The organism is Paraburkholderia sp. GAS206C (assembly GCF_050435645.1).
In the GTDB taxonomy this organism is placed as follows: domain Bacteria; phylum Pseudomonadota; class Gammaproteobacteria; order Burkholderiales; family Burkholderiaceae; genus Paraburkholderia; species Paraburkholderia phenazinium_B.
The window spans coordinates 244,013-264,797 of the sequence record NZ_JBNDKR010000008.1; the positions used below are offsets into that span (position 1 = coordinate 244,013).

The 20,785-nt window shown below is 61.5% G+C and carries 16 protein-coding genes; 6 read left to right on the top strand and 10 right to left on the bottom strand.

Features of this window, described 5'->3' with window-relative positions; all coding sequences use genetic code 11:
* Nucleotides 1-215 precede the first annotated feature (215 nt).
* The 3 genes from P3T20_RS23260 to chrA are packed head-to-tail and all read left to right on the top strand — an operon-like array spanning nucleotide 216 to nucleotide 3,553.
* Nucleotides 216-875, top strand: coding sequence for a response regulator transcription factor (locus P3T20_RS23260; protein WP_074267775.1), 660 nt, complete (start codon nucleotides 216-218; stop codon nucleotides 873-875).
* The gene (locus tag P3T20_RS23265) at nucleotides 872-2,290 is read left to right on the top strand and encodes an ATP-binding protein (RefSeq protein WP_429287982.1); all 1,419 of its coding nucleotides are present in this window, start codon (nucleotides 872-874) and stop codon (nucleotides 2,288-2,290) included. Before P3T20_RS23260 ends, P3T20_RS23265 begins: the two co-directional genes overlap by 4 nt.
* A gap of 27 nt (nucleotides 2,291-2,317) precedes the next feature.
* Nucleotides 2,318-3,553, top strand: coding sequence for a chromate efflux transporter (chrA, locus tag P3T20_RS23270; protein WP_429287983.1), 1,236 nt, complete (start codon nucleotides 2,318-2,320; stop codon nucleotides 3,551-3,553).
* A gap of 137 nt (nucleotides 3,554-3,690) precedes the next feature.
* Here chrA and P3T20_RS23275 read toward each other — a convergent pair whose 3' ends face one another.
* The gene (locus P3T20_RS23275; RefSeq protein ID WP_429288127.1) at nucleotides 3,691-4,425 is read right to left on the bottom strand and encodes an SDR family NAD(P)-dependent oxidoreductase; all 735 of its coding nucleotides are present in this window, start codon (nucleotides 4,423-4,425) and stop codon (nucleotides 3,691-3,693) included.
* Between the two features lie 109 nt (nucleotides 4,426-4,534).
* Between P3T20_RS23275 and P3T20_RS23280 the strand changes: the two genes are divergently transcribed.
* The 3 genes from P3T20_RS23280 (at nucleotide 4,535) to P3T20_RS23290 (ending at nucleotide 8,153) form a co-directional block, all read left to right on the top strand.
* Entirely contained in the window at nucleotides 4,535-4,903 is a 369-nt protein-coding gene (locus tag P3T20_RS23280) for a winged helix-turn-helix transcriptional regulator (protein ID WP_074267772.1), read from the top strand.
* Between the two features lie 507 nt (nucleotides 4,904-5,410).
* Nucleotides 5,411-6,277 (top strand): glucose 1-dehydrogenase, encoded by an 867-nt coding sequence (locus tag P3T20_RS23285; RefSeq protein WP_429287984.1) that lies wholly within the window; start codon nucleotides 5,411-5,413, stop codon nucleotides 6,275-6,277.
* Between the two features lie 79 nt (nucleotides 6,278-6,356).
* Nucleotides 6,357-8,153, top strand: a complete 1,797-nt coding sequence (locus P3T20_RS23290) for a thiamine pyrophosphate-requiring protein (protein WP_429287985.1) — start codon at nucleotides 6,357-6,359, stop codon at nucleotides 8,151-8,153.
* Between the two features lie 742 nt (nucleotides 8,154-8,895).
* On the opposite strand, the gene P3T20_RS23295 is transcribed toward P3T20_RS23290, so the two are convergent.
* The 9 genes from P3T20_RS23295 to P3T20_RS23335 all read right to left on the bottom strand — a co-directional run bounded on the left by P3T20_RS23295 (nucleotide 8,896) and on the right by P3T20_RS23335 (nucleotide 20,734).
* Nucleotides 8,896-11,130 carry a xanthine dehydrogenase family protein molybdopterin-binding subunit gene (locus tag P3T20_RS23295; RefSeq protein ID WP_429287986.1) on the bottom strand — a complete coding sequence of 745 codons (2,235 nt, stop codon included), beginning with the start codon at nucleotides 11,128-11,130 and terminating at the stop codon, nucleotides 8,896-8,898.
* 30 nt (nucleotides 11,131-11,160) lie between these two features.
* Nucleotides 11,161-12,165 carry an FAD binding domain-containing protein gene (locus tag P3T20_RS23300; protein ID WP_429287987.1) on the bottom strand — a complete coding sequence of 335 codons (1,005 nt, stop codon included), beginning with the start codon at nucleotides 12,163-12,165 and terminating at the stop codon, nucleotides 11,161-11,163.
* Nucleotides 12,166-12,175: 10 nt separating this feature from the next.
* Nucleotides 12,176-12,739 carry a (2Fe-2S)-binding protein gene (locus P3T20_RS23305; RefSeq protein ID WP_429287988.1) on the bottom strand — a complete coding sequence of 188 codons (564 nt, stop codon included), beginning with the start codon at nucleotides 12,737-12,739 and terminating at the stop codon, nucleotides 12,176-12,178.
* A 435-nt stretch (nucleotides 12,740-13,174) separates the two neighbouring features.
* On the bottom strand, nucleotides 13,175-14,077 hold the full coding sequence (locus P3T20_RS23310; RefSeq protein WP_429287989.1) for an SMP-30/gluconolactonase/LRE family protein: 903 nt from the start codon (nucleotides 14,075-14,077) through the stop codon (nucleotides 13,175-13,177).
* A 31-nt stretch (nucleotides 14,078-14,108) separates the two neighbouring features.
* Nucleotides 14,109-15,065 (bottom strand): 3-hydroxyacyl-CoA dehydrogenase, encoded by a 957-nt coding sequence (locus P3T20_RS23315; RefSeq protein WP_429287990.1) that lies wholly within the window; start codon nucleotides 15,063-15,065, stop codon nucleotides 14,109-14,111.
* Nucleotides 15,066-15,083: 18 nt separating this feature from the next.
* Nucleotides 15,084-17,192 (bottom strand): ABC transporter permease, encoded by a 2,109-nt coding sequence (locus P3T20_RS23320; protein ID WP_429287991.1) that lies wholly within the window; start codon nucleotides 17,190-17,192, stop codon nucleotides 15,084-15,086.
* A 41-nt stretch (nucleotides 17,193-17,233) separates the two neighbouring features.
* Nucleotides 17,234-18,763 carry a sugar ABC transporter ATP-binding protein gene (locus P3T20_RS23325; protein ID WP_429287992.1) on the bottom strand — a complete coding sequence of 510 codons (1,530 nt, stop codon included), beginning with the start codon at nucleotides 18,761-18,763 and terminating at the stop codon, nucleotides 17,234-17,236.
* Nucleotides 18,764-18,821: 58 nt separating this feature from the next.
* A complete protein-coding gene (locus P3T20_RS23330; RefSeq protein WP_429287993.1) occupies nucleotides 18,822-19,961 on the bottom strand; it encodes a sugar ABC transporter substrate-binding protein in 1,140 nt (379 codons plus the stop codon).
* 26 nt (nucleotides 19,962-19,987) lie between these two features.
* Nucleotides 19,988-20,734 (bottom strand): N-acyl homoserine lactonase family protein, encoded by a 747-nt coding sequence (locus P3T20_RS23335; protein ID WP_429288128.1) that lies wholly within the window; start codon nucleotides 20,732-20,734, stop codon nucleotides 19,988-19,990.
* Between the last annotated feature and the right edge of the window lie 51 nt (nucleotides 20,735-20,785).

The following is a 20,785-nucleotide window of genomic DNA, read 5'->3' on the forward strand; positions in this document are numbered from 1 at the left end:
AGCGATCGATCAACCGATGGACCTCGGCTGGTTCCAGGTGACAACTGTGCATCCATGCGCGGTTAGCTGATACTAATGGCCGAACCTGAAGGAAATCTTAAGCAGGTCGGCATCATGCGCTTTCATTGCCCCAACGTGGTTACACTGGCAAATATGGCCAGACGCGTTGCCGCGTCGATGACAGTTTTGCCGGATGCTTCTCTGGGCGCACCTGTATGCGAATACTTCTTGTCGAAGATGACGATCTGATTGGTAGTGGTGTCGAAGCAGGACTTCGTCACGCAAATTTTGCGGTCGACTGGACGCAGGACGGTCGCAACGCGCAACTGGCTCTCGAAACCACCGACTATGCGCTGGTCGTGCTCGATCTCGGACTGCCCCGAATGTCGGGCCTCGAACTCCTGGGATGGTTGCGGGGCTGTGGGAAGAATGTGCCAGTGCTTGTGCTCACCGCAAAAGGGACGGTTGCCGACAAGGTGGGCGGCCTCGAGGCGGGTGCGGACGACTACCTCGGCAAGCCTTTTGACCTGACGGAACTCATTGCACGCTGTCGTGCGCTTTTAAGGCGCTCGCAGGGGCGCGGCGTCGAAGTCCTCCGATATCGCGCTCTGACTGTCGATCCGGCCGCCAAGACCGTATTGCGCGACGATGTCCGCATTCCGCTGACTGCTCGCGAATGGGCCGTGCTGCATCAGTTGCTGACGCACCAGGGTGTGCCGCAATCCAAATCTCGTCTTGAAGAAAGCTTGTACGGATGGCACGAAGAAGTCGAAAGCAACACGATTGAAGTACATATATCCAACTTGCGTAAAAAGCTTGGGGCGGATTTGATCAAAACCGTCCGGGGTATCGGGTACGTGATGGAGCAGGCATGATGCCAGGATCGATACGCGGTCGACTCGCGCTGCTAGTGCTCGCGAGCATTATCCTGGTGTGGGCTATCGCCCTCGGCTGGAGTTACCGTGAGGCGACGCGCGAGGTTGGAGAATGGGACGACGCGCGCCTTGTTCAACTCGCGCAGTTCATCGTTCTGCTCGATCAGAACGACCTCTCGGTCCTGTCCAGGACGCGTATCGACGCGCGTACCGAATACGGCCGCGGTCCCGGCCACACAAACGGCAACGATGGCGACAAGTCGCCGCGCGAAGCGCTCTTCCAGGTGCGCGATGCGCAGGGACGCGTCCTGGCTAGTAGCGCGCAGCTCGAGTCCCTGGATGCGTTCGAGGTACCAGCCGACGCCACAGCAAGCGCGCGAACGGTAACACTTGGCGGCCAGCCGTGGCATACCTATATGCTTCACGATGGTGTGTCAGGTCGTACGGTACGAGTGCTAGAGTCAACCAATCAGCGCAGTGACCTGACCACCGGGGTAGCACTTCGTATTGCGAAGCCGATCGCTCTGGCGTTGCCAGTTCTCGCATTGCTGGTCTGGATCAGTATTGGTCACAGTCTGGCGCCTCTTGAGGCGCTCTCGAAGGCGATCCGGACAAGAGATGCCAGCAAACTCGAGCCGATCAGGATCGGGCCGACGCCGGTCGAAGTCCGTCCACTTGTCGATGCAATCAATCAACTGTTGTCACGACTAGGACTTTCAATCAACCGCGAGCGAGCATTCACCGCTGACGCTGCGCACGAGCTGAAGACACCGCTGGCCGCGATCAAGGTTCAGGCACAAGTTGCGCTCGCGGCACAGGACGCCGCCCAGCAACAACTTGCCATGCAGCGGGTCGTACAGGGCGTGGATCGCAGCGCCCATCTTGCCGAACAGTTGCTTCTGCTGGCCCGGCTCGACGAACATCGCAAGGTACCTGCGCAACCTGTTGCACTTGCTGCGCTCGTCAAGGATGCCATTGCCACCAACGAGCCAGACGCTCGACGAAAAGGCATGACCGTCGCTCTGGTCGGCGACGCTAACTACATGGTCATGGCAGAGCCGGTTTTGATGGACATTGTGCTCGACAACCTGATTGACAATGCGATCAAGTATTGCGATGAGGGCGGCCGAGTCGAGGTCTCTATCAGGCGCGACGCCGATGCGGTCGTGCTGACAGTCGGAGATAACGGCCCCGGCGTGGATACGGAGGACATCACGCGTCTGACCGATCGCTTCTTTCGCGTGACTGGCAATGGTGCGAACGGCAGCGGACTCGGCCTGTCAATCGTCGCCCGCATTGCGGAGTACTTTGGAGCAAGGTTGGACTTTGATACTGGCATCGGCGGCCAGGGACTCGCAGTCCATGTTTCATTTCCCGGCGCCGATGCCAATAGCAATCTCAACGAGCCACGATGACGGCGCGGTGGCACTTCACACCCACGTATGAAAACTGATATCGCATCGCCGCACTCGAGTCGAGGAGGTGCCGTCCTGGAAGTTCTCGCGGTCTTCCTCAAGCTTGGACTGACGTGCTTCGGCGGTCCGATTGCTCATCTGGGCTATTTTCGCCGCGAATTCGTCGAGCGGCTTCGCTGGCTTGATGACGAAACCTTCACAGATCTGGTCGGACTTTGTCAGTTCCTTCCAGGACCGTCCAGCAGCCAGGTGGGATTTTCGATCGGCCTTCTGCGAGCAGGGTGGCTTGGAGGACTCGCTGCCTGGTGTGCCTTCACGCTACCCTCAGTCCTGCTGTTACTCTGCTTCGCTGCCATCGCCCCGAACCTGGGTGGCCCGGTCGGTAGCGGCTTGATACACGGTCTGAAGCTTGTCGCTGTCGCCGTCGTCGCTCAGGCAGTTTGGGACATGACGCGTCGCCTTTGTCCCGATCGCCGCAGAGCGGCCATCGCGCTCATCGCTATAGCGGTACTCAGCATTCTGACGACCGCTTATGCACAGCTCATCGTTATCGGCCTCGGTGCCGTGCTCGGATCTGCGTTGTGCCACACAACGGCATCGTCAGACGGCAGCCATGTACCACGACACACACACGAATTCCCCGTTTCCCGCACGGTGGGCGCCGCCGCGCTGATCCTGTTCTGTGTCTTGCTGTTCGGGCTTCCTGTCCTTGATGGACTTCGCTCGGGTCAGGCATTCAAGGTCTTCGAGGCATTCTATCGTTCCGGTGCCCTGGTGTTTGGCGGCGGTCACGTCGTGCTGCCACTTCTGCAACAGCAAACTGTCGCAACCGGCTGGGTCACTTCGAACGATTTTCTGGCAGGCTACGGCGCCGCGCAGGCCGTCCCGGGCCCCTTGTTTACATTCGCGGCATTTCTTGGATGGATGATGGTCAAAGCGCCGAATCACTGGACCGGCGCGTTGCTCGCTACAGTGGGAATATTTCTGCCAGGCCTTCTACTTGTGCTTGCAGCGCTACCTTATTGGCGAGCGCTGCGCGCTCGCCAATCGATGGCGGCAGTGCTTGCAGGAGTGAATGCTGCAGTCGTTGGACTCCTGGCCACCGCGCTGTACTCGCCGATCTGGACCAGTGCGATTCGCTCGGAACTCGACTTTGCCGTCGCGGCCATCGGCTTTTTCCTGCTGACGCGCTGGAAGATTCCACCGCTCGCCGTCGTTGTGGTCTGCGCGCTGGCCGGCATTGCCGAGGCGACCCTGCACTGAATCGACGATGCCCGCAGAAGCCCAGAGAGCATCCAGGGAGGAACTCGACGCTCACAGTGGACTACATCGATGCATGTCGCCTTGACTGCGATGGATAGCTCACGGCGCATTGAGTTGCTATACGCATATGCCTGGTGTCAGAGTTGCGCCAGACCACCGTCGACGGCGACCTCGCTAGCGGTCATGAAGCTGCTGTCCTGCGACGCGAGAAAGGCCGCCGCCGCTCCGATCTCCGCCGGATCGGCCATGCGCTGGAGTGGCGTCATCGAGGCATAGGCCTTCTGACCTTCCTCGCCCAGCGCCTCCTTCGCGAGTTCCGTGGCCGTCGCGCCTGGCGACAGCACATTTACCCGGATGCCAGTGCCCTTGAGATCTTGCGCCCAGGTCCGCGCGAGGTTGCGCACGGCCGCCTTGCTCGCGCTATACGCGCTCATTCCTGGCGCGCCCGTGGTGCCCGCGCTCGATCCGGTCAGGATGATCGAACCGCCCTCGCTCATCAGCGGCAGCGCCCTCTGGATTGTGAAGATCGTACCCTTCACATTGGTGTCGAAGGTTTCGTCGATGTGCTCGGCGGTGATCTTGCCGAGCGGAAGCATGCTTCCCGCCCCGGCATTGGCAAAGACGATGTCGAGTGTTCCGCGCTCGGCTTGCACCGCCGCGTAGAGTCGGTCGAGGTCGGCCTCATCGGAGACCGAGCCTTTCACCGCGCGGACGTTGGGCCCAAGTTCGGCGACAGCGGCGTCGAGCGCCTCCTGCCGGCGGCCGAAGATGAAAACGAAGGCACCTTCCTCGATGAAGCGTTTTGCTGCGGCCCGGCCGATGCCGGTAGCCCCACCGGTGATCACAGCGGTCTTTCCATTCAGTCTGGTCATCATGTGCATCCTTCCTTGGCGTGGTTGGGAAGCAGCGAACTGCTTACTTGAGACCAGTATGCAGTTCTGATAACCTCAGTACAAGTATGCACCTTTTGGTAACTGTCAAATGAATGACTGCTCTGAAAAATGCGGTGGCCGGTACTCCTACGGGCTCGCCGCCACCCTCAGCATCATCGCGGGCAAGTGGAAACCGTTGATCCTTTACTTCCTGCTCGACGGCCCGAAGCGCTACGGCGAACTCAAACGCAATGTCCACGGTGTCAGCGCCAAAGTGCTGATCCAGCAATTGAAGGAACTGGAGGCCGATCGTGTGCTGGCGCGGACCGACTATAAGGAGGTGCCGCCACGCGTGGACTACGCGTTGACTCCGCTCGGTCGTAGTCTGGCCGATAAGATCGTCCCGCTTTGCACTTGGGGAACCGAGAACATGGCAGAGATGGTGAACACTCTTGCCGAGCGCGACCGTTCGCTTTAGCAGAATATTCTGGAGAACCGCATGCGCCCCTTCGCGTTCCTGGGAGGGCGCATGCGCGTCAGCGCCGCGAACGGACTCCAGATAGAGGTCGAAGTCGTGAGTTCTGATGCCATTCAATGAGGACACATTCAGCTCACCGAGAGAGAGATTCAGTTATCAAGGAGTGCTGCCACCTGGCTCGCCGTCGCCTTGGCCGATTGCGGATTCTGACCGGTCACGGGTTCCGAAATGTCGGGCGTAATGCACTCTTTTCAATCCGGTCGCAGAATTTTCATACGCGACATAGCGGTCGCCACTGGTTGATCGCTTCACTATCTATGCGGTGTGACGGTCATCTTTAGCGCAACACGGGACACCGCCGCGGTTGCCGCAAAATTCTCTCCTCGACGTATCGCATCGAATCGTGCTGGTTGCATGCACTAGCGGGATCGCCTCTTGCTGCGACCGATTGAGGACGCAGCACGTGACTTCACGTGGCTCGCGATGTTGAATTCGACGGAGAATGTCATGTCCCACGCCAATCGTCCCGCCCCTCCCTTTCCGGCACAGCAGCAAAGCGACGTGCCAGGCCATACCGCTTCAATGGATCCCGTGCCGGATCACGGTGAGGAATCGTACAAAGGCTCAGGACGGCTCGCAGGCAAGGCTGCGATCGTAACCGGCGGCGACAGCGGCATTGGCCGGGCCGTCGCGATTGCCTTCGCACGCGAGGGTGCCGATGTGCTGATCGCCTATCTCGACGAAGACGACGATGCCCACGAAACCGCGCACTGGATTGAAAAAGCTGGCCAGCGGGCCGTATTGTCACGTGGCGATGTGACGGACGCTCACCATTGCAACGCCATCGTGCAGCAGGCGGTCGACGCCTTCGGCAAGCTCGACGTACTGGTCAACAATGCCGCATACCAGATGACGCATGCCTCGCTTGACGAGATCACCGACGAAGAGTGGCATCGTACTGTCGATACCAATATCGGCGCCATGTTCAGGATCACACGGGCCGCGGTACGACATATGAAACCGGGTGCGTCGATCGTCAACACGGCGTCGATTAACGCCGATCATCCGAATCCGGCCCTGCTCGTCTACGCGACAACCAAAGGTGCGATCCAGAACTTCACGGGGGGACTTGCGCAACTGCTTGCCGGGAAAGGCATCCGTGCGAACTGCGTCGCGCCGGGACCGATCTGGACACCGCTGATTCCGGCAACGATGCCACCGGATAAGGTCGAAAAATTTGGCGCGCAGGTGCCGATGAAGCGGCCCGGCCAGCCTGCCGAGCTGGCACCCGCATATGTCATGCTGGCCTCTGACGAGGCGAGCTACATCTCCGGCGCGACCATCGCCGTCACTGGCGGTGCGCCCATCCTCTAGGATTTCAGAAATCGGGGGCGCGCCGTCCAGGAATGTTCCTGTTGCCGAACCGTCCTCATCTCTTCATTGGGAGATCGCAATGAGCCAGACCGTTGGTGACTTCATCGTCGATCGACTCCATGCCTGGGGCGTACGGCGCATCTACGGCTACCCAGGAGACGGCATCAACGGCGTATTTGGCGCCCTCAACCGGGCGAAAGGAAAAATCGAGTTCGTGCAGGTACGCCATGAGGAAATGGCCGCCTTCATGGCCTCGGCGCACGCCAAGTTCACCGGCGAGCTGGGTGTGTGCATCGCCACCTCGGGACCGGGTGCGTCGCACCTGGTCACGGGTCTGTACGACGCCCGCATGGATCACATGCCTGTGCTGGCCATCGCCGGCCAGCAAGCTCGGGCAGCAATGGGCGGCCACTATCAGCAGGAGCTCGATCTGGTCTCGATGTTCAAGGACGTCGCCGGCGCCTTCGTCGAACAGGCGAGCGTGCCTTCGCAGGTACGCCATCTCGTCGACCGCGCGGTGCGAACCGCACTCTCCGAGCGCAAAGTCACGGCGATCGTGCTTCCAAACGACCTGCAGGACCTGCCCTACGAAGCGCCGGGCCGCAAACACGGCACACTGCATTCGGGTATTGGTTACCGCGCACCGCGGGTCACGCCCTACCCGGATGACCTGCAACAGGCAGCGGACGTGCTCAATGCCGGCAAAAAAGTGGCCATCCTGGTCGGTGCCGGCGCACTGCACGCGACGGACGAAGTGATTGCTGTCGCAGAAAAACTCGGCGCGGGTGTCGCCAAGGCCCTGCTCGGCAAAGCGGTCTTGCCTGACGATCTCCCGTGGGTTACCGGGTCGATCGGCCTGCTCGGCACCAGGCCAAGCTACGACCTGATGACCGGGTGCGACACGCTGCTGATGATCGGCTCAGGCTTTCCGTATGCGGAGTTTTTACCGAAAGAAGGCGCTGCACGCGGTGTGCAGATCGATACGAAGGCCGACATGCTGAGCCTGCGCTATCCGATGGAAGTCAATCTCGTCGGCGACAGCGCGGAGACGCTGCGCGCGTTGCTGCCCTTGCTCGAACAGAAAGAGGACCGCGCGTGGCGCAAGAAAATCGAAGGCTGGACTGCTGACTGGTGGAACACGCTCGACAAACGCGCTCATGAACCCGGCAAAGACGGCATCAATCCACAGCGCAGCGTCTGGGAGCTGTCCCCGCGCGTGCCTTCCAATGCCATCGTCACGAGCGACTCTGGTTCGTGCGCGAACTGGTATGCGCGTGACCTCAAAGTGCAGCGCGGCATGATGTGCTCCCTGTCTGGCGGACTCGCGTCGATGGGTGCCGCCGTGCCCTATGCAATCGCGGCCAAATTCGCCTATCCGGAGCGTCCCGTGATTGCACTGGTCGGCGACGGCGCGATGCAGATGAATAACATGGCAGAACTGATTACCGTCTCAAAGTACTGGAAACAGTGGGCCAATCCACGCTGGATCTGCATGGTACTGAACAACAGCGACCTGAATCAGGTGACATGGGAACAACGCGCAATGGAGGGCGACCCGAAGTTCGAGGCATCACAGGATATCCCGTCGGTACCCTACCACCGCTTTGCTGAACTGATCGGGCTGCGAGGTATTTACGTGGACGACGCCGAGCGCATGGGCGCCGCCTGGGACGAGGCGCTCGCCGCCGACCGTCCAGTCGTGCTCGAAGTGAAAGCCGATCCGAACATCCCGCCGCTACCGCCGCACATCACGCTGGCGCAGGCCAAGGCTTTTGCGTCCACATTGATCCGGCGCGACCCGAACGAGGGCAACGTGATCGTCGAGACAGCGAAGCAGGTACTGGATGCGGTGATTCCCGGGCATCGCGACAAATGACGGCAACCGCGTTAGCCAGCAGATATCTTGCGCAAAGGCCGGATACTCTCCATTCAATCCATTCCTCGTGGCCGCTGCGGCATCATCGTAGTTCTGGGCAAGGTTTGCGTAACTGAGGGCGTCGCAGGTATTCAGGTTCACCGAGCCCGCGTACAGCTCTGGTGGAATGTCCTCCTTTGGAGAGCTTGCGCCGCTCTGGACAAAAGTGATGTTAAAGACCGTTAGCTTGCCCCGCCCGTTGCCGTCCTCAACAATCCGAAGACTCGCATCGAAAGCGACCATCCCTCTGTAAAACCATGACGTATCCGGGCGTATCGGGACGCTCGAACGGCTCACTACGCAACATTTAGTTATACCGAACAAATAGATATTTATAAAAGCATCGATATTTCGATGCGGATAAAAATGGAGATGCCGCATGAAAAGGTTGATTACTCTCGCATCCGGCGCAGTCTTGTCCTACGTGTCCACTGCCGCCGGCTTTATCCAGAACAGGAATCAGGCGGCCTACACGCTGGCCGGCACGGCATATTCGGGCCTGGCGATCACTCCCGGCACCGACACGCGCGGCATCGGGGTCGGCCTCGTACACAAATTCCGAGACCACAGCAGAATTCCCGCCCGGCCCACTCGCAGCCGTCTAAAAAAATGCTTCAAGCGACAACCAATCGGGGCCGAAGCTGAAGTACGACCTCGATCTGCGAGAGGTCCCAGCGCGGCACCCGTTCGGGATACGACGCTCTCATCTCGCCGCAAGCAGATCCTCGATCATCACCGGCAGCTTGCGCACCCGCACGCCCGTTGCGTGGTACACCGCGCTTGTGATTGCTGGTGCGATTCCGGCGAGCCCGATTTCCGCGATACCCCGGGCGCCAAGTTCATTGAAGATCGTGTCGGGGTGGTGGAGGAAAGTGACGTCGAGTTCAGGCGTGTCGGCGTTCGTCGCGATGATGTAGTCGGCCAGATTACTGTTGATCGGCGCGCCTGACTGCGAGTCGTAGCTCGTGTGCTCGAAGAGCGCCATGCCTACGCCCATCACCACGGCACCCTCGATCTGGTTGCGCCCCGCCTTCAAGTTAAGGATGCGGCCGGCATCGATCACGGTCACCACACGCGACACGCGCAGTTGCGCGATCTCCGGCTGCCACGTCACTTCGGCAAAGTGCGCACCATACGAGTGGAGCGAATACTTCTTCTTGAGCGGGTCGTCGAAACCGCCTTTCGCGCTGCCGCTACCGGAGGCCGAGCGCATCTTCGCCGCGCACAGGATCTGCTGGAACGGCACGCCTTTCTCCGCCGGCTCGTGCTTGCGGTGTACCCGGCCATCGCTCATGCGCAGTTCGTCGGGGTTCATACCGGCAAAGGGAGAGTCGCTTAGCGTTCCGGCGCGCGTCAGCAAAACCTTTACGGCGGCGCGTGCTGCATCCGACACCGCCGGCACGAGTGACGCCGTTGCGGCCGAGCCCCCCGAGATCGGGCCAAGCGGCAATGCCGTATCGCCAAGACCGACTTCGATCCGGTCGAGCGGCAGGCCCGTCTGGGCAGCGACCAACTGCGCGAGAATGGTATACGTGCCCGTGCCAATGTCTTGTGTACCCGAGACCACGCGAGCCGTGCCATCGTCGCGCAAGTCCACAGTCGCCTCCGCCGAAAAGCGCAGGGCGGGCCAGCTGCACGCGCCCACGCCCCAGCCAATTACGACTCCGTCGTCGCGTTTCATCGAGCCGACGCCGGGCGTGCGTTGAGCCCAGCCGAACTTCTCGGCGCCGGTCCGAAGGCATTCGACGAGGTGCCGGGACGAAAAGGGCAAGCCGCTTGATTCATCCACCTCCGGCTCGTTGCGGATGCGCAGCTCAACTGGATCGATGCCGAGCTTGACCGCCAGTTCGTCCATGGCTGATTCAATGGCGAACAATCCTGGCACTGCGCCGGGCCCGCGCATGGCGGTGGGCGAGCCCACATTGCGCTTCACTGTCGTCGACGCAACGCGCAGATTCGGTACGCTATAGAGGCCGGGAGTGAGTTCACCGCAGGTTTCGGCGTAGACATCGGCGATTGCTGTGTGATTCAGGTACTCATGCGCGAGCGAGCTCAGCTTCCCATCCTGGGACGCCGATAACCGCACGCGCTGCTGCGTGAGCGGCCGGTGACCGACGTTCTGAAACATCATCTTGCGGCTGACAACGAGCTTCACGGGGCGGCCCGTATGGCGTGCCGCAGCCGCGGCCAGTAGCGAATGTGGCCACATCCAGAGTTTGCCGCCAAAGCCAGAGCCGAGATAGCGCGACACTACGCGCACTTTTTCCTTCGGAAGGCCTAGCATTTGCATGAGCGTCCCTTGATGATTCGAGACCGCCTGCGACGTCTCATAGAAGGTGTATGCGTCTCCGTCCAGGCGCGCGACGGTTGCGTGCAGCTCGATCGGGTTGTGCGTCTCGACGGGCGTCACGTAGGTTTCGTCGAGGGTAACCAGCGCGCTGGCAAAGGCCGCGTCCGCGTCCCCGCGCTCGCTCTCCACCGTCAGTTCCTCGTCGGTAGAAAGCGCCGTGCTCACGTCGTGCGGCGCCGTTTCATAACTCACATGGACGGCCGCCGCGGCTGCGCTGGCCGCCTCGAAGGTCTCGGCGATAACGAGCGCCACGTACTGGCCGTAGTAGCGGATCACGTCGTCCTCAAACGGCGGCCGCGCTTCGTCTACAAAGCCCGTATCCATGGAGTTGCCGGAAATGCGATAGAACTGGCCGATGTTGCCGCGATGCAGCACCGCATGCACCCCAGGCATCGCTTCGGCGGCGGCGAAATCGAGCGAGACGATTTTGCCCGCGGCTATCGCGCTGCAGACCGGCACGGCATGCAGCATGTCGGGGAAATGGATGTCGGAGGTATAGGTGGCTTCGCCGCTTACCTTCACAGGACCGTCGATGCGCGAATGCGCGCGGCCGATGACTTCGTGTACGGAATGGAGAACGTCGGACATGGTTGCTTCCTGTTTGGAGGACGGGCGGGATCAGGCCGGCGTCGTGACGAGCGTCAGCGCGTGCACGAGGCAGCGTTGCGCAAGCTCGACCTTGAAGCCGTTCTCCGATTGCGGCTGCGCATCAGCGAGGGCATCGGCTGCGGCGCGCTGGAACGCCTCCGCGCCCGGAGCGGCCCCTGTGAGCGCGGCTTCCGCCTCTCGTGAGCGCCATGGCTTCGTGCCCACGCCGCCTAGCGCCACACGCGCATGGCTTACCTTCCCGTCTACCAGGGTGACTATTACCGCGGCGGAGGCGAGCGCGAACTCGTAAGACGCCCTGTCGCGCAGCTTGAGGTACAAGGAACGGCCGCCCGGCGCTGGCGGCGGCAGCGTTACGTGTGTGATCAGGTCACCGGGTTCGAGTACCGTCTCGCGTTCGGGGGTATCGCCCGGCAGCAGAAAAAACTCGTCAATGGGCACGCTGCGTTCGCCGCGCGCACCCTGGATGTGCACGGACGCCTCGAGAGCCATCAGTGCTACGTTCATATCCGATGGATTCGACGCAATGCAAGCATCGCTCACGCCGAGGATGGCCTGTGTACGGTTAAAGCCCGTCTTCGCGGCGCAACCCGAACCGGGGTTACGCTTGTTGCACGGCATGGCCGTATCGCGGAAATAGACGCAGCGCGTGCGCTGCAGGAGATTGCCGCCGGTCGTCGCCATGTTGCGCAACTGCGCGGAGGCACCCGAAAGCAGCGCTTGGGAGAGCACCGGATAGGCTCCCCGGATCAGCGGATGATGGGCGAGATCGGCATTGCGCACGGTTGCGCCAATCTCCACGCCTCCAGCGGCCGTCGCTTCGATGGCGTCTAGCGGGAGGCGGCTGATGTCGACCACGCGGCCAGGCTTTTCGACATTGAGCTTCATCAGGTCGAGCAGCGTCGTGCCGCCTGCGAGGAAGCGCACCTCGGCGCCCTGTTGTGCGGTATGGGAGGTCGCGCCAACGCGGACGGCATCTTCGACACTGGAGGCGCGGGACAGTTGAAAGAGTTCCATGGCACGCTCCTCAGGCCTTGCCGCGCACGATCTGGATCGCGGCGACGATGTTCTGGTAGGCGCCGCAGCGGCACAGGTTGCCACTCATGGCCTCGCGTACGTCGGCGTTGCTCGGGCCGACGGGCTCATCGAGCAACGCGACCGCCGACATGATCTGGCCCGAAGTGCAATATCCGCACTGATAGCCGTCGCATTCGACGAACGCGGCCTGCATGGCATGTAGCGACTGCGAATTGCCGATGCCTTCGATCGTCGTAATCTCGTCGCCTTCGTGATTTGCCGCGAAACACAGGCACGCGTTCACGCGTCGCCCATTGACGTGCACGGTGCATGCACCGCACTGGCCGTGGTCGCAGCCTTTCTTCGTGCCGGTCAGTAGCACGTGCTCGCGCAGCGCATCGAGCAGCGTGGTGCGCGGGTCGAGCGCGAGTTGGTAATGCTTGCCGTTTATCTTCAATTCAACGGGCATGGTCACCGGCTGGGTGGCACGCGTATGGCTTTGCGCCTGCGGGACCTCGGCCTTCGGCCCAACGGTCGGGTCGACAATACGGATGGGAGCGGACTGCTCGGTCATGACGGAACTCCTGACGGTTGGGACAAATCGCCCTGCTCGACGGCTGCCTCGAGGTAAGAACTTTGAGGTTTCTGCAAGCCAGTTGCCAAGCAAACCTCATTCCCGTGAGCGCTCATATTGGCGTGCACGGCTGGAATCCGCCAAGGGGTGCGCGCAAGGCGCAGAAACTTACGCCTATTCCCGCCCGAAAAACGTGCAAATTCGCGTCTGATTGCTCCTGACGTGCCGGCGCCGCGTCGCGGCGCTTTCATTCTGCCCGTTGCCGGCAACCTTTAAACGATGAGCTTTGGCCGTAGACACTTGTCGCTGGTTCGAATTGGTTGCAAGGCCGGGGATTCAATTTGCTTCATTGCGTCTATATATGCCTGACTCATGATTGCGCCATCGGCTTTCGTGATGCCGGTTGGTGCACAGTCGGTCCGACGCTATCCGGGCCTACCCCGCAAAGCGCGGTTCCGGCAACCCTTTCACACCCAGCCCGGTGACGGCAAACAATCCACCCTTCTCGCGCTCTTTCTGTGGAATCCCCCACATCGGCCTTCCCATGGTCGTTACATAAAGCACGTCCAGATCGGGACCACCGAACATCACGCTCGTCAGGTTACGCACAGGAAAAGGCACGACCCGGTCGAGACGGCCGTCCGGGGCAAAGCGCAGAATACGGCCGCCAAACACCAGAGCGGACCAGACATAGCCTTGCGCATCCACGGTCGCGCCGTCGAACGTGCCCGCCATGTCTCTCGCGGACGCGAACACACGTCGGTTCGATGCAGCGCCTGTCTCGATGTCATAGTCGTAGGCGTACATCAGTTTGTCGTAGGTGTCGGTGAAGTACAGCGTGCGGTTGTCGGGGCTCCAGCAAGGTCCGTTAGAACAGCTGATGCCACCGTCCAGACGCGTCACGGTGCCGTTAGTATTGAGACGGTAAAGACCGCCGCTGCGGGTTGGGCGCCGCCCGCGATCGGCATCGTAGCGATCGAAATCGTAGGCCATCGTGCCGGCAACAAAACGGCCTCGCCGGTCGACTTTTCCGTCGTTAAAGCGTGTTTCGGGTTCGTCGTGTTCGGGGTCCGCGATCAGTCGCACGGTTTGCGCATCGAAGTCATAGAAGTGCAGCCCGCTAGCCAGTGCCACGACTGCGCCGCCCCGCTCCCGTAACGCCATCGAGCCGATATGCGTGGGCACGAAATAGCGGTTTACGTCGCTTCCATCCGCCTTGCAACTGTAGATTTCGGCTGCGGTACTGTCGATCCAGTAAAGGCGCTGCTCCCGCACATCCCACAATGGTCCTTCGCCCAGGTGATTGTCGGCGTCGACCAGCAAACGAGTTTCGATCATGGATGTCTCCGTTGTGTTGATTGGGACCTGATCACACGTCATCCTCCTCTTTGGCGAGCTCACGGCGATGCGCAAGCAACGCCATCAGACGCCGGTCACGCCATCTGCTGCGCGCTTCGATCTGATCACGCGGCAGCACGGCGCGGCGTTCCGCGTCGAGTTGCGCGACGTTCTGCGCCGACCAGTCAAATGGAACGCATCCGGCAGCAATCGAGCGGTAGGTACCACCGTAACGCTCGCAATAGTCCGCTACGCCGCCCGGTGCATTCAGATCGATGGTTTCGAACGGTCCCATGAACGACCAACGCAGTCCGAGTCCGTCGCGCATGACTGAATCGAGATCGGCGACGCTCGCATAACCCCGCACATAAAGGCTCATTGCTTCATCCAGCACCGCACCTTGCAAACGATTCAGCAGGAAACCTGCAATCTCGCGCTCGACGGTGACCGGTTTCTGCCCAGCCTGCTCATAAAGGACACGCGCGCGGGACAGGGTTTCCGGCGAGGTCCATGGCGTACCGCATAGCTCGACGAGCGGCACGAGCGATGGCGGATTGACGGGATGCGCAACCAGACATCGCGCACGGCCCGGCAATCGCTCCGCAAAGGCCGATGCCGGGATTCCTGAGGTCGAGCTCGCCAGCAGCGCGTCAGGGTGCGTAAGCCGGTCGAGCTTCGCGAACAGCGCGCGCTTCGCCTCGACCGCTTCCGCGATGTTCTCCTGCACGAGTTCCACATCCACCAGCGCATCGCGAAGCGCAGCTTGCAACGTCACACGCCCCACGATCTGCCCGACAGGTTCATCGATCAAACCGAATTCAGCGAGGTCCTGAACACTGTCCTTTAACGCGGGCAGTGCTCCATCGAGCATTTCCTGATCCGCATCGTGAAGATTCACATCGAAGCCGGCACGCGCAAATACGATTGCCCATGCGCGGCCGATTCGCCCCGACCCAATCACTGCGACTCGCCTCGTACGATGTGTCATCTGACGCTCCAGATAGGATCAGGCCCGCTTGTCGCGCAACGTAATCACCGCTGCCAGGACAACCAGCCCGTTGATAATGTCGCGCACCGCAGGCGGAACCGTCGTGCCTGCCAGCAGCGTTCCGAGCGCGGTCAACAACAGCGCACCGCCAAAGACGCCCAGGTAGTGGCCACGTCCACCCGTGATCAACGCGCCGCCGACCACGACAATTGCAATCGAAGGCAACAGGTAGGGGTCTCCCATCCCAAGGAACGCCTGGTTGCTGAAGGCCGCCAGCAAAAGCCCGGCGAGAGAGGAGCACAAGCCTGAGAGGCAGTACACCGCGATTAACGTCGCGCCGACGCGCACTCCTGCGAGTTTCGCGGCGATCTGTGAATTGCCGATCGCGTGGACGCGGCGCCCAAACGGCGTGCGATGCAGCATCAGCAGCGCGAAGATGAGGAACAGGGGCACACACCATGCGGCGGGCGACAGAGGACCCAGTTGGCCGTTGGTGAAGCTGCTGAGCACCGGCGGCGCCCAACCCTGCGGCGAGCCGTTGCAATAGATCAACGTAATTCCCTGCAGCAGACCGTTTGCAGCGAGCGTGACAACAATCGGCGGCAGTCCGAGCACGACTACACCAACGCCGTTGAACAGACCGACCAGCAGACCGGTGCCCAGCACGAGGGGCACGGCCCACATCACGTCGATGTTGACACCATGAGTCATTCCAGTCAGCAAGACCCCAGCCATCGTGATCAGCCACGGCACCGACAGATCGAGGCCACCCGTCATGATCACCGCGCCCTGACCCAGCCCGAGGATCGCGAGGAACAACGTGAGCGTCAGCATGCTGCTGATGAAGTGGCCGCTGATCAGTACCTGTGGTCCGTACACAAAGCCTGTCACCACCAGCACCGCGACAAACAGCAGGTACGCCGGCACGATGTACTTCACCCATTCGCGGTTTTGCTCGAGCCAGTTTCCGGCCCAGTTACCGTTGAGTTCGGTGTTCGGGATCGCCCGGGGCGCGACGTTGCCGAGTTGCACCCGGCGTGTCTCGCCGCGGCTTGCCCGTGTGCCGGTCCGCCATGCACGCAAACAGGTGCTAACGTAACGCACACTATGATGGGCAGCCGAGTTTTTGCCGATGGACGAGCCCAGCACCGCAAGGATCAGGATGGTCGCCTCGGCGATGGTGGTGTAGAACGCGGACACATTGAGCACCAGCAGGATGTTCACGGTGATCATCAACGTCATGGCTGCAAACACCGTGCCGACGCAACCGCCCCGCCCGCCGCCAAGGCGCGTTCCGCCCAGCACAACCGCCGTGAACATCGACAGCAGCAGCGGCCGGCCCACCAAAGGATCTGCGGATCCTGTCTGCCCAGCGACGTAGAGGCCGGCCAGCGCATAGAATGCGCCGGCAACGGCGTAGGTAGCGATCCTGTAACGGGTCACAGGCACGCCGTTGGCATGAGCGCTGTCGGGGTCGCTGCCCAGCGCGTAGATGGCCATGCCGAAACGCGTCTGCCGGATCAGCCACCACGCGAGCAGCACGACGATCAGGATACCTGCCGATATCGGCAGCTTGTTGGGAATCAGGTCACCTGTCACGAAGTTAGCGAACATGTCGCCGACGCTGCCGCCGGGCTTGCCCTGAATCAACAGCGTCAGGCCCTGCAAGATGAACATCGTTGCAAGCGTGACGACGATCGACTGCAGACGGAACCAGGCGATCAACGCTCCATTGACGAGCCCTACGCCCGCGCCAATAGCAACGATCAGCACGACGCCGCCGAGCTGCTCGACCGGACTACCTTGCACGAAGTGGACCGCGAGCACGTTGGCAAGCGACACGACAGCCGACGCGGACAGGTCGAAGCCCCCGGTCAGGATCACGATGGTCTGGCCGATCGCTACGAGCGCAAGGGTGGTCGCGCTGGAAATCACCGAGCCGATATCGTAAAGACCCACTGGCGTCGCCGACAGCGCAACCCAGCTAGTCGTGATCGCGACCAGCGCGAAGATCGCGATGATCAGTCCGCGGTGCCGGTCGAGTTGTGCGGCAAGCCCCCGGCTCGCGCCGGGACGCACGAGGTCCCGCTCGGCAGCGGCAACTGCATGGTTTGCGATGGTTTTCACTTCTCTCTCCTTACCGCCATACGTTCAGGGTGCGCTTCGATCTAGCTCGCCAGCATCCTGCGCATCACGTTTTCTTCGGTCAGCGCGTCGCCAGACAGGGCGCCCACGTTGCGGCCACGGTAAACCACGGAGACCCGATCGCACACGTTCACGAGCTCCGGCACATCGGTCGAATAGAACAGCACGGCCCCACCTGCTCTGGCGAATTCGCGCATCAACACAAAGATCTGATGCTTGGTGCCAACGTCGATACCGCGCGTCGGGTCGAACATCAGCCACACGCGACTTTCGGTCAGCAACCACTTGGCCATCGCGATCTTCTGCTGGTTGCCGCCGGAGAACGACAGGCACGGCTTGTACAGTGCGCGGGGATTGACTTCCATCCGCGCAAGCGCCCCGGCGATCGCAGCGCGCTCGCGCTTTCCGTCGATCACGCCGAAGCGCGTGAACTGTCCGATCGTCGGCAACGACACGTTGTTGCCACCCGAAAGGCGCAGGAACAAGCCCTCCGTCTTGCGATCTTCGGGCAGGAAGCTCGTCGCCACGCCGCGCCTGAGCGAGTCAGCGGTTGACGTCAGCGTGACCGGCTCGCCATCGATGCGCAGTTCCCCCTCGTCGATGAGGGTTGCGCCGAACAATCCCTCGAACAGCTCGCGCTGGCCCATTCCCTGCAGCGCTGCGATACCGTGAACTTCGCCCGCCTTGATCGACAGGTCGAAACCGTTGACCACACCGTCGATGCGGATGCCGCTGCCTTCCATTGCGGGAGGACGCTGCGCTGGCGTGCCGCCGTTGGGCATTGCGGGCGCAATCTCCTTCGGCGGATACTTTGCGTCGAGCGAGCGGCCGATCACGAGGCGGATCACTTCGTCATCGGAAATGTTGGCTGCCTCGAATGCGCCAACGTCGCGGCCGTTGCGGTAGATGGTCAGGCTGTCGCAGAACGCGCGGACTTCCTGCATCCGGTGCGTGATAAACACAAACGTCACGCCGCGCACCTTCAGTTCGTCGATCCGGCGCGCCAGCCAGTCGACATCCTGTCCCGACAGCGCGGAGGTCGGCTCGTCCAGCAGCAGCACGTCCGGCTCGCGAACGATCGCCTTGGCGATCTCGATCTTCTGCCGCACGGGTAGAGCCAGATCGCCGACAAAGGCGCCAGGCTGAACGTCGGTCAACTCCAGCCGTTCGAGCCACTCGGCGGTGAGGCGCTGCGCTTCGCGCCGACGGATCCGGCCGAACCAGCCCGTCGGCTCGTAGGACATCAAAAGATTTTGCGCGACGGTCAGGTCAGGTACAAGCGTCATTTCCTGAAACGCCGTCTGCACACCGGCGCGGTGCGCGTCCTTCGGACCATGCATCTGCACTTCGTTACCCATGATCGAAATGCGGCCCGCATCCGGTTTCAACAACCCGGACAGAAGCTTCACCGTGGTCGACTTGCCGGCGCCGTTCTCGCCGAGCAGCGCATGCACCGCGCCACGCCGCACACGGAACGACGCACCGTCGAGCGCAACCGTGGCGCCAAAGCGTTTCGTTACGTTCGACACATCGACTGCGTATTCGATCTCCATCGACTTTCTCCTTGGGACCGCACCGCGTTTTGCCGCGACGCTCCATTCGTGACTTGCCTCAGTCAGGCTTACCGGTCAAGGCCGCGCCAAAGCCTAGTTCCTGAGTCTGGTCGGAGTAGATGTCGGCGAACCAGCCGGGCGGCACCTTATCCGGCGGGAACGCCGTGCAGCCCGCTCTCAGTTCGTCGATCGAGCCGGTCGTACACAGTTTGGACTGCGACGTTTCGACCAGCGGCAGGGTCAGCTTCACATGGTTCGGAAAGTCTTTACCGTCGAGCTTGGCGACAGCGAGCTTGAGTGCATAGGCGCCCGAATACGGCGGCGATCCGTACGAGATCGACCGGTAGCCGATCGAGCGATACGAGCCCGTGCCCTTCACCACCCCGGGCGGCAGCATCTGTATCCGGTGGCCGTTCGACGATTCACCAGCGCATGGCTTGATCTTGTCGTCGGCGACCCCCGCTTCAAGCTGCATCGACGCGGCGGTAAAGCAGCCCACCTGCATCCACAATCCGTCGATCTTGTCCCAGCTGTTAGTAGCGAGAATCTTCGACAACTCGGTCTTCGCAGTTGCCTGACTCCACATGCCGACACCCTCAGCGACGATCTTGATACCCGGATACTTCGCGAACACTTCCTTCGCGGCATCGGTGCGTGCACGATCGACCGACGTCCCGGGCACGCCCGTAATCAGTACGATATTGCCCTTGCCGTTGATGGTTTTTGCGAGCCACTCCGCTGTGACACGACCGGCCTCATGCTGGTCGATGGTCACGTTGTGCGCACAAGGTTCGGTTACCTCACCGTCGTAGGCGACCACCACCACGCCCTTGGAGCAGGCATTCTTGATAGCCCGGTTGAGCGCGGTCGGCGAGACCGGATAGACGATGATCGCTTTTGCACCGGCCTGCACCATCGAGTTGATCTGCTGGATCTGCTTCTGAGCATCGGTCCCTGCTACCTGAATTTCCAGGTCGACCTTGTCGCGTAGTGCCGGCGTGGCAGCGGCCGCCTTGATCATATTGGCCGCCTCCGACTGCCAGTCATTGCCGACGTAGCTCATCGACAGGAATATCTTGTACTTCTCCGCCGCCGCTGCAACACCTGGCGCCAACAGCGCCGCGGCGCACGCGATGCCAAGCGTGACCTGGCAAGCCAGGGGCCGCGCACGGCTGATCCATTTCGTGACTAGGTTCATGTCGTCCTCCAATCCATTTGTGTTTATTAAGTTTCAACGTGCTGCAAACGTGCCGACGAAGGGAGTTCCAACCCGCTTGTGCCGGGTTTGACGTTCGGGTCGTGACCCGGTATGACGAAATCGGCAATCTGCCGGATACGGCGCAACGACGCGAGTTCTGCCGCGGTCTCGTGGACAATGCCAACCGGCGTCGCGTCGACGATGTTCTCCATGCAATTGGCGCAGTCGCCGGCAATCACGACGACGCCATCGGCGGTGTCCACCGCCACCGACTGGTGCCCAGGTGTGTGACCCGGTGTCGGCACCACACGCACACCAGGCGCGATATCCGCGACTCCATTCACAAACTGCCAGCGGAAATACGCGAGCGGATCGCGGCCGATCAGGAATTCCTGGTAGTAGGTCGCCTGCGTTGGCAACGGCCGTCCCGCGTATTCCCATTCCGCGTACTGAACGACGAAACGCGCGTTGCGAAAGAGCGTGTTGCCGCCAGAGTGGTCGTAGTGAAGATGGGTGTTGATGACAATGTCCACGTCTTCCGCATTCCAGCCGACGTATTCCCTTAACGCACGTTCAAGCCGCTCTTCGGGCGCCTGCTCGCACGGACACACAAAGCTGCTGACCCAACCCGGATCGTGAATGCCGGTATCGACAACAATCTTTTTGTCCGCGCCGACGATCGCCGTCGACCAGACTGGCACCTTGATCGATTGCCCGAAATAGCGGCCGTAAACCTGTGACGACCGGTCTACCGTCAGCCACCCGGTGGGCATCGCCACGACCTTGAGTTTTGAGGTTCCCACTGTCTCCTCCAAAAGGATGCT

Coding starts and splice junctions, on each gene's coding strand:
- P3T20_RS23265 (WP_429287982.1), top strand. CDS start 872: ATGATGCCAGGATCGATACGCGGTCGACTCGCGCTGCTAGTGCTCGCG.
- P3T20_RS23260 (WP_074267775.1), top strand. CDS start 216: ATGCGAATACTTCTTGTCGAAGATGACGATCTGATTGGTAGTGGTGTC.
- P3T20_RS23310 (WP_429287989.1), bottom strand. CDS start 14,077: ATGATCGAAACTCGTTTGCTGGTCGACGCCGACAATCACCTGGGCGAA.
- P3T20_RS23280 (WP_074267772.1), top strand. CDS start 4,535: ATGAATGACTGCTCTGAAAAATGCGGTGGCCGGTACTCCTACGGGCTC.
- P3T20_RS23335 (WP_429288128.1), bottom strand. CDS start 20,734: ATGCCCACCGGGTGGCTGACGGTAGACCGGTCGTCACAGGTTTACGGC.
- P3T20_RS23330 (WP_429287993.1), bottom strand. CDS start 19,961: ATGAACCTAGTCACGAAATGGATCAGCCGTGCGCGGCCCCTGGCTTGC.
- P3T20_RS23285 (WP_429287984.1), top strand. CDS start 5,411: ATGTCCCACGCCAATCGTCCCGCCCCTCCCTTTCCGGCACAGCAGCAA.
- chrA (WP_429287983.1), top strand. CDS start 2,318: ATGAAAACTGATATCGCATCGCCGCACTCGAGTCGAGGAGGTGCCGTC.
- P3T20_RS23290 (WP_429287985.1), top strand. CDS start 6,357: ATGAGCCAGACCGTTGGTGACTTCATCGTCGATCGACTCCATGCCTGG.
- P3T20_RS23325 (WP_429287992.1), bottom strand. CDS start 18,763: ATGGAGATCGAATACGCAGTCGATGTGTCGAACGTAACGAAACGCTTT.
- P3T20_RS23305 (WP_429287988.1), bottom strand. CDS start 12,739: ATGACCGAGCAGTCCGCTCCCATCCGTATTGTCGACCCGACCGTTGGG.
- P3T20_RS23295 (WP_429287986.1), bottom strand. CDS start 11,130: ATGTCCGACGTTCTCCATTCCGTACACGAAGTCATCGGCCGCGCGCAT.
- P3T20_RS23315 (WP_429287990.1), bottom strand. CDS start 15,065: ATGACACATCGTACGAGGCGAGTCGCAGTGATTGGGTCGGGGCGAATC.
- P3T20_RS23300 (WP_429287987.1), bottom strand. CDS start 12,165: ATGGAACTCTTTCAACTGTCCCGCGCCTCCAGTGTCGAAGATGCCGTC.
- P3T20_RS23275 (WP_429288127.1), bottom strand. CDS start 4,425: ATGACCAGACTGAATGGAAAGACCGCTGTGATCACCGGTGGGGCTACC.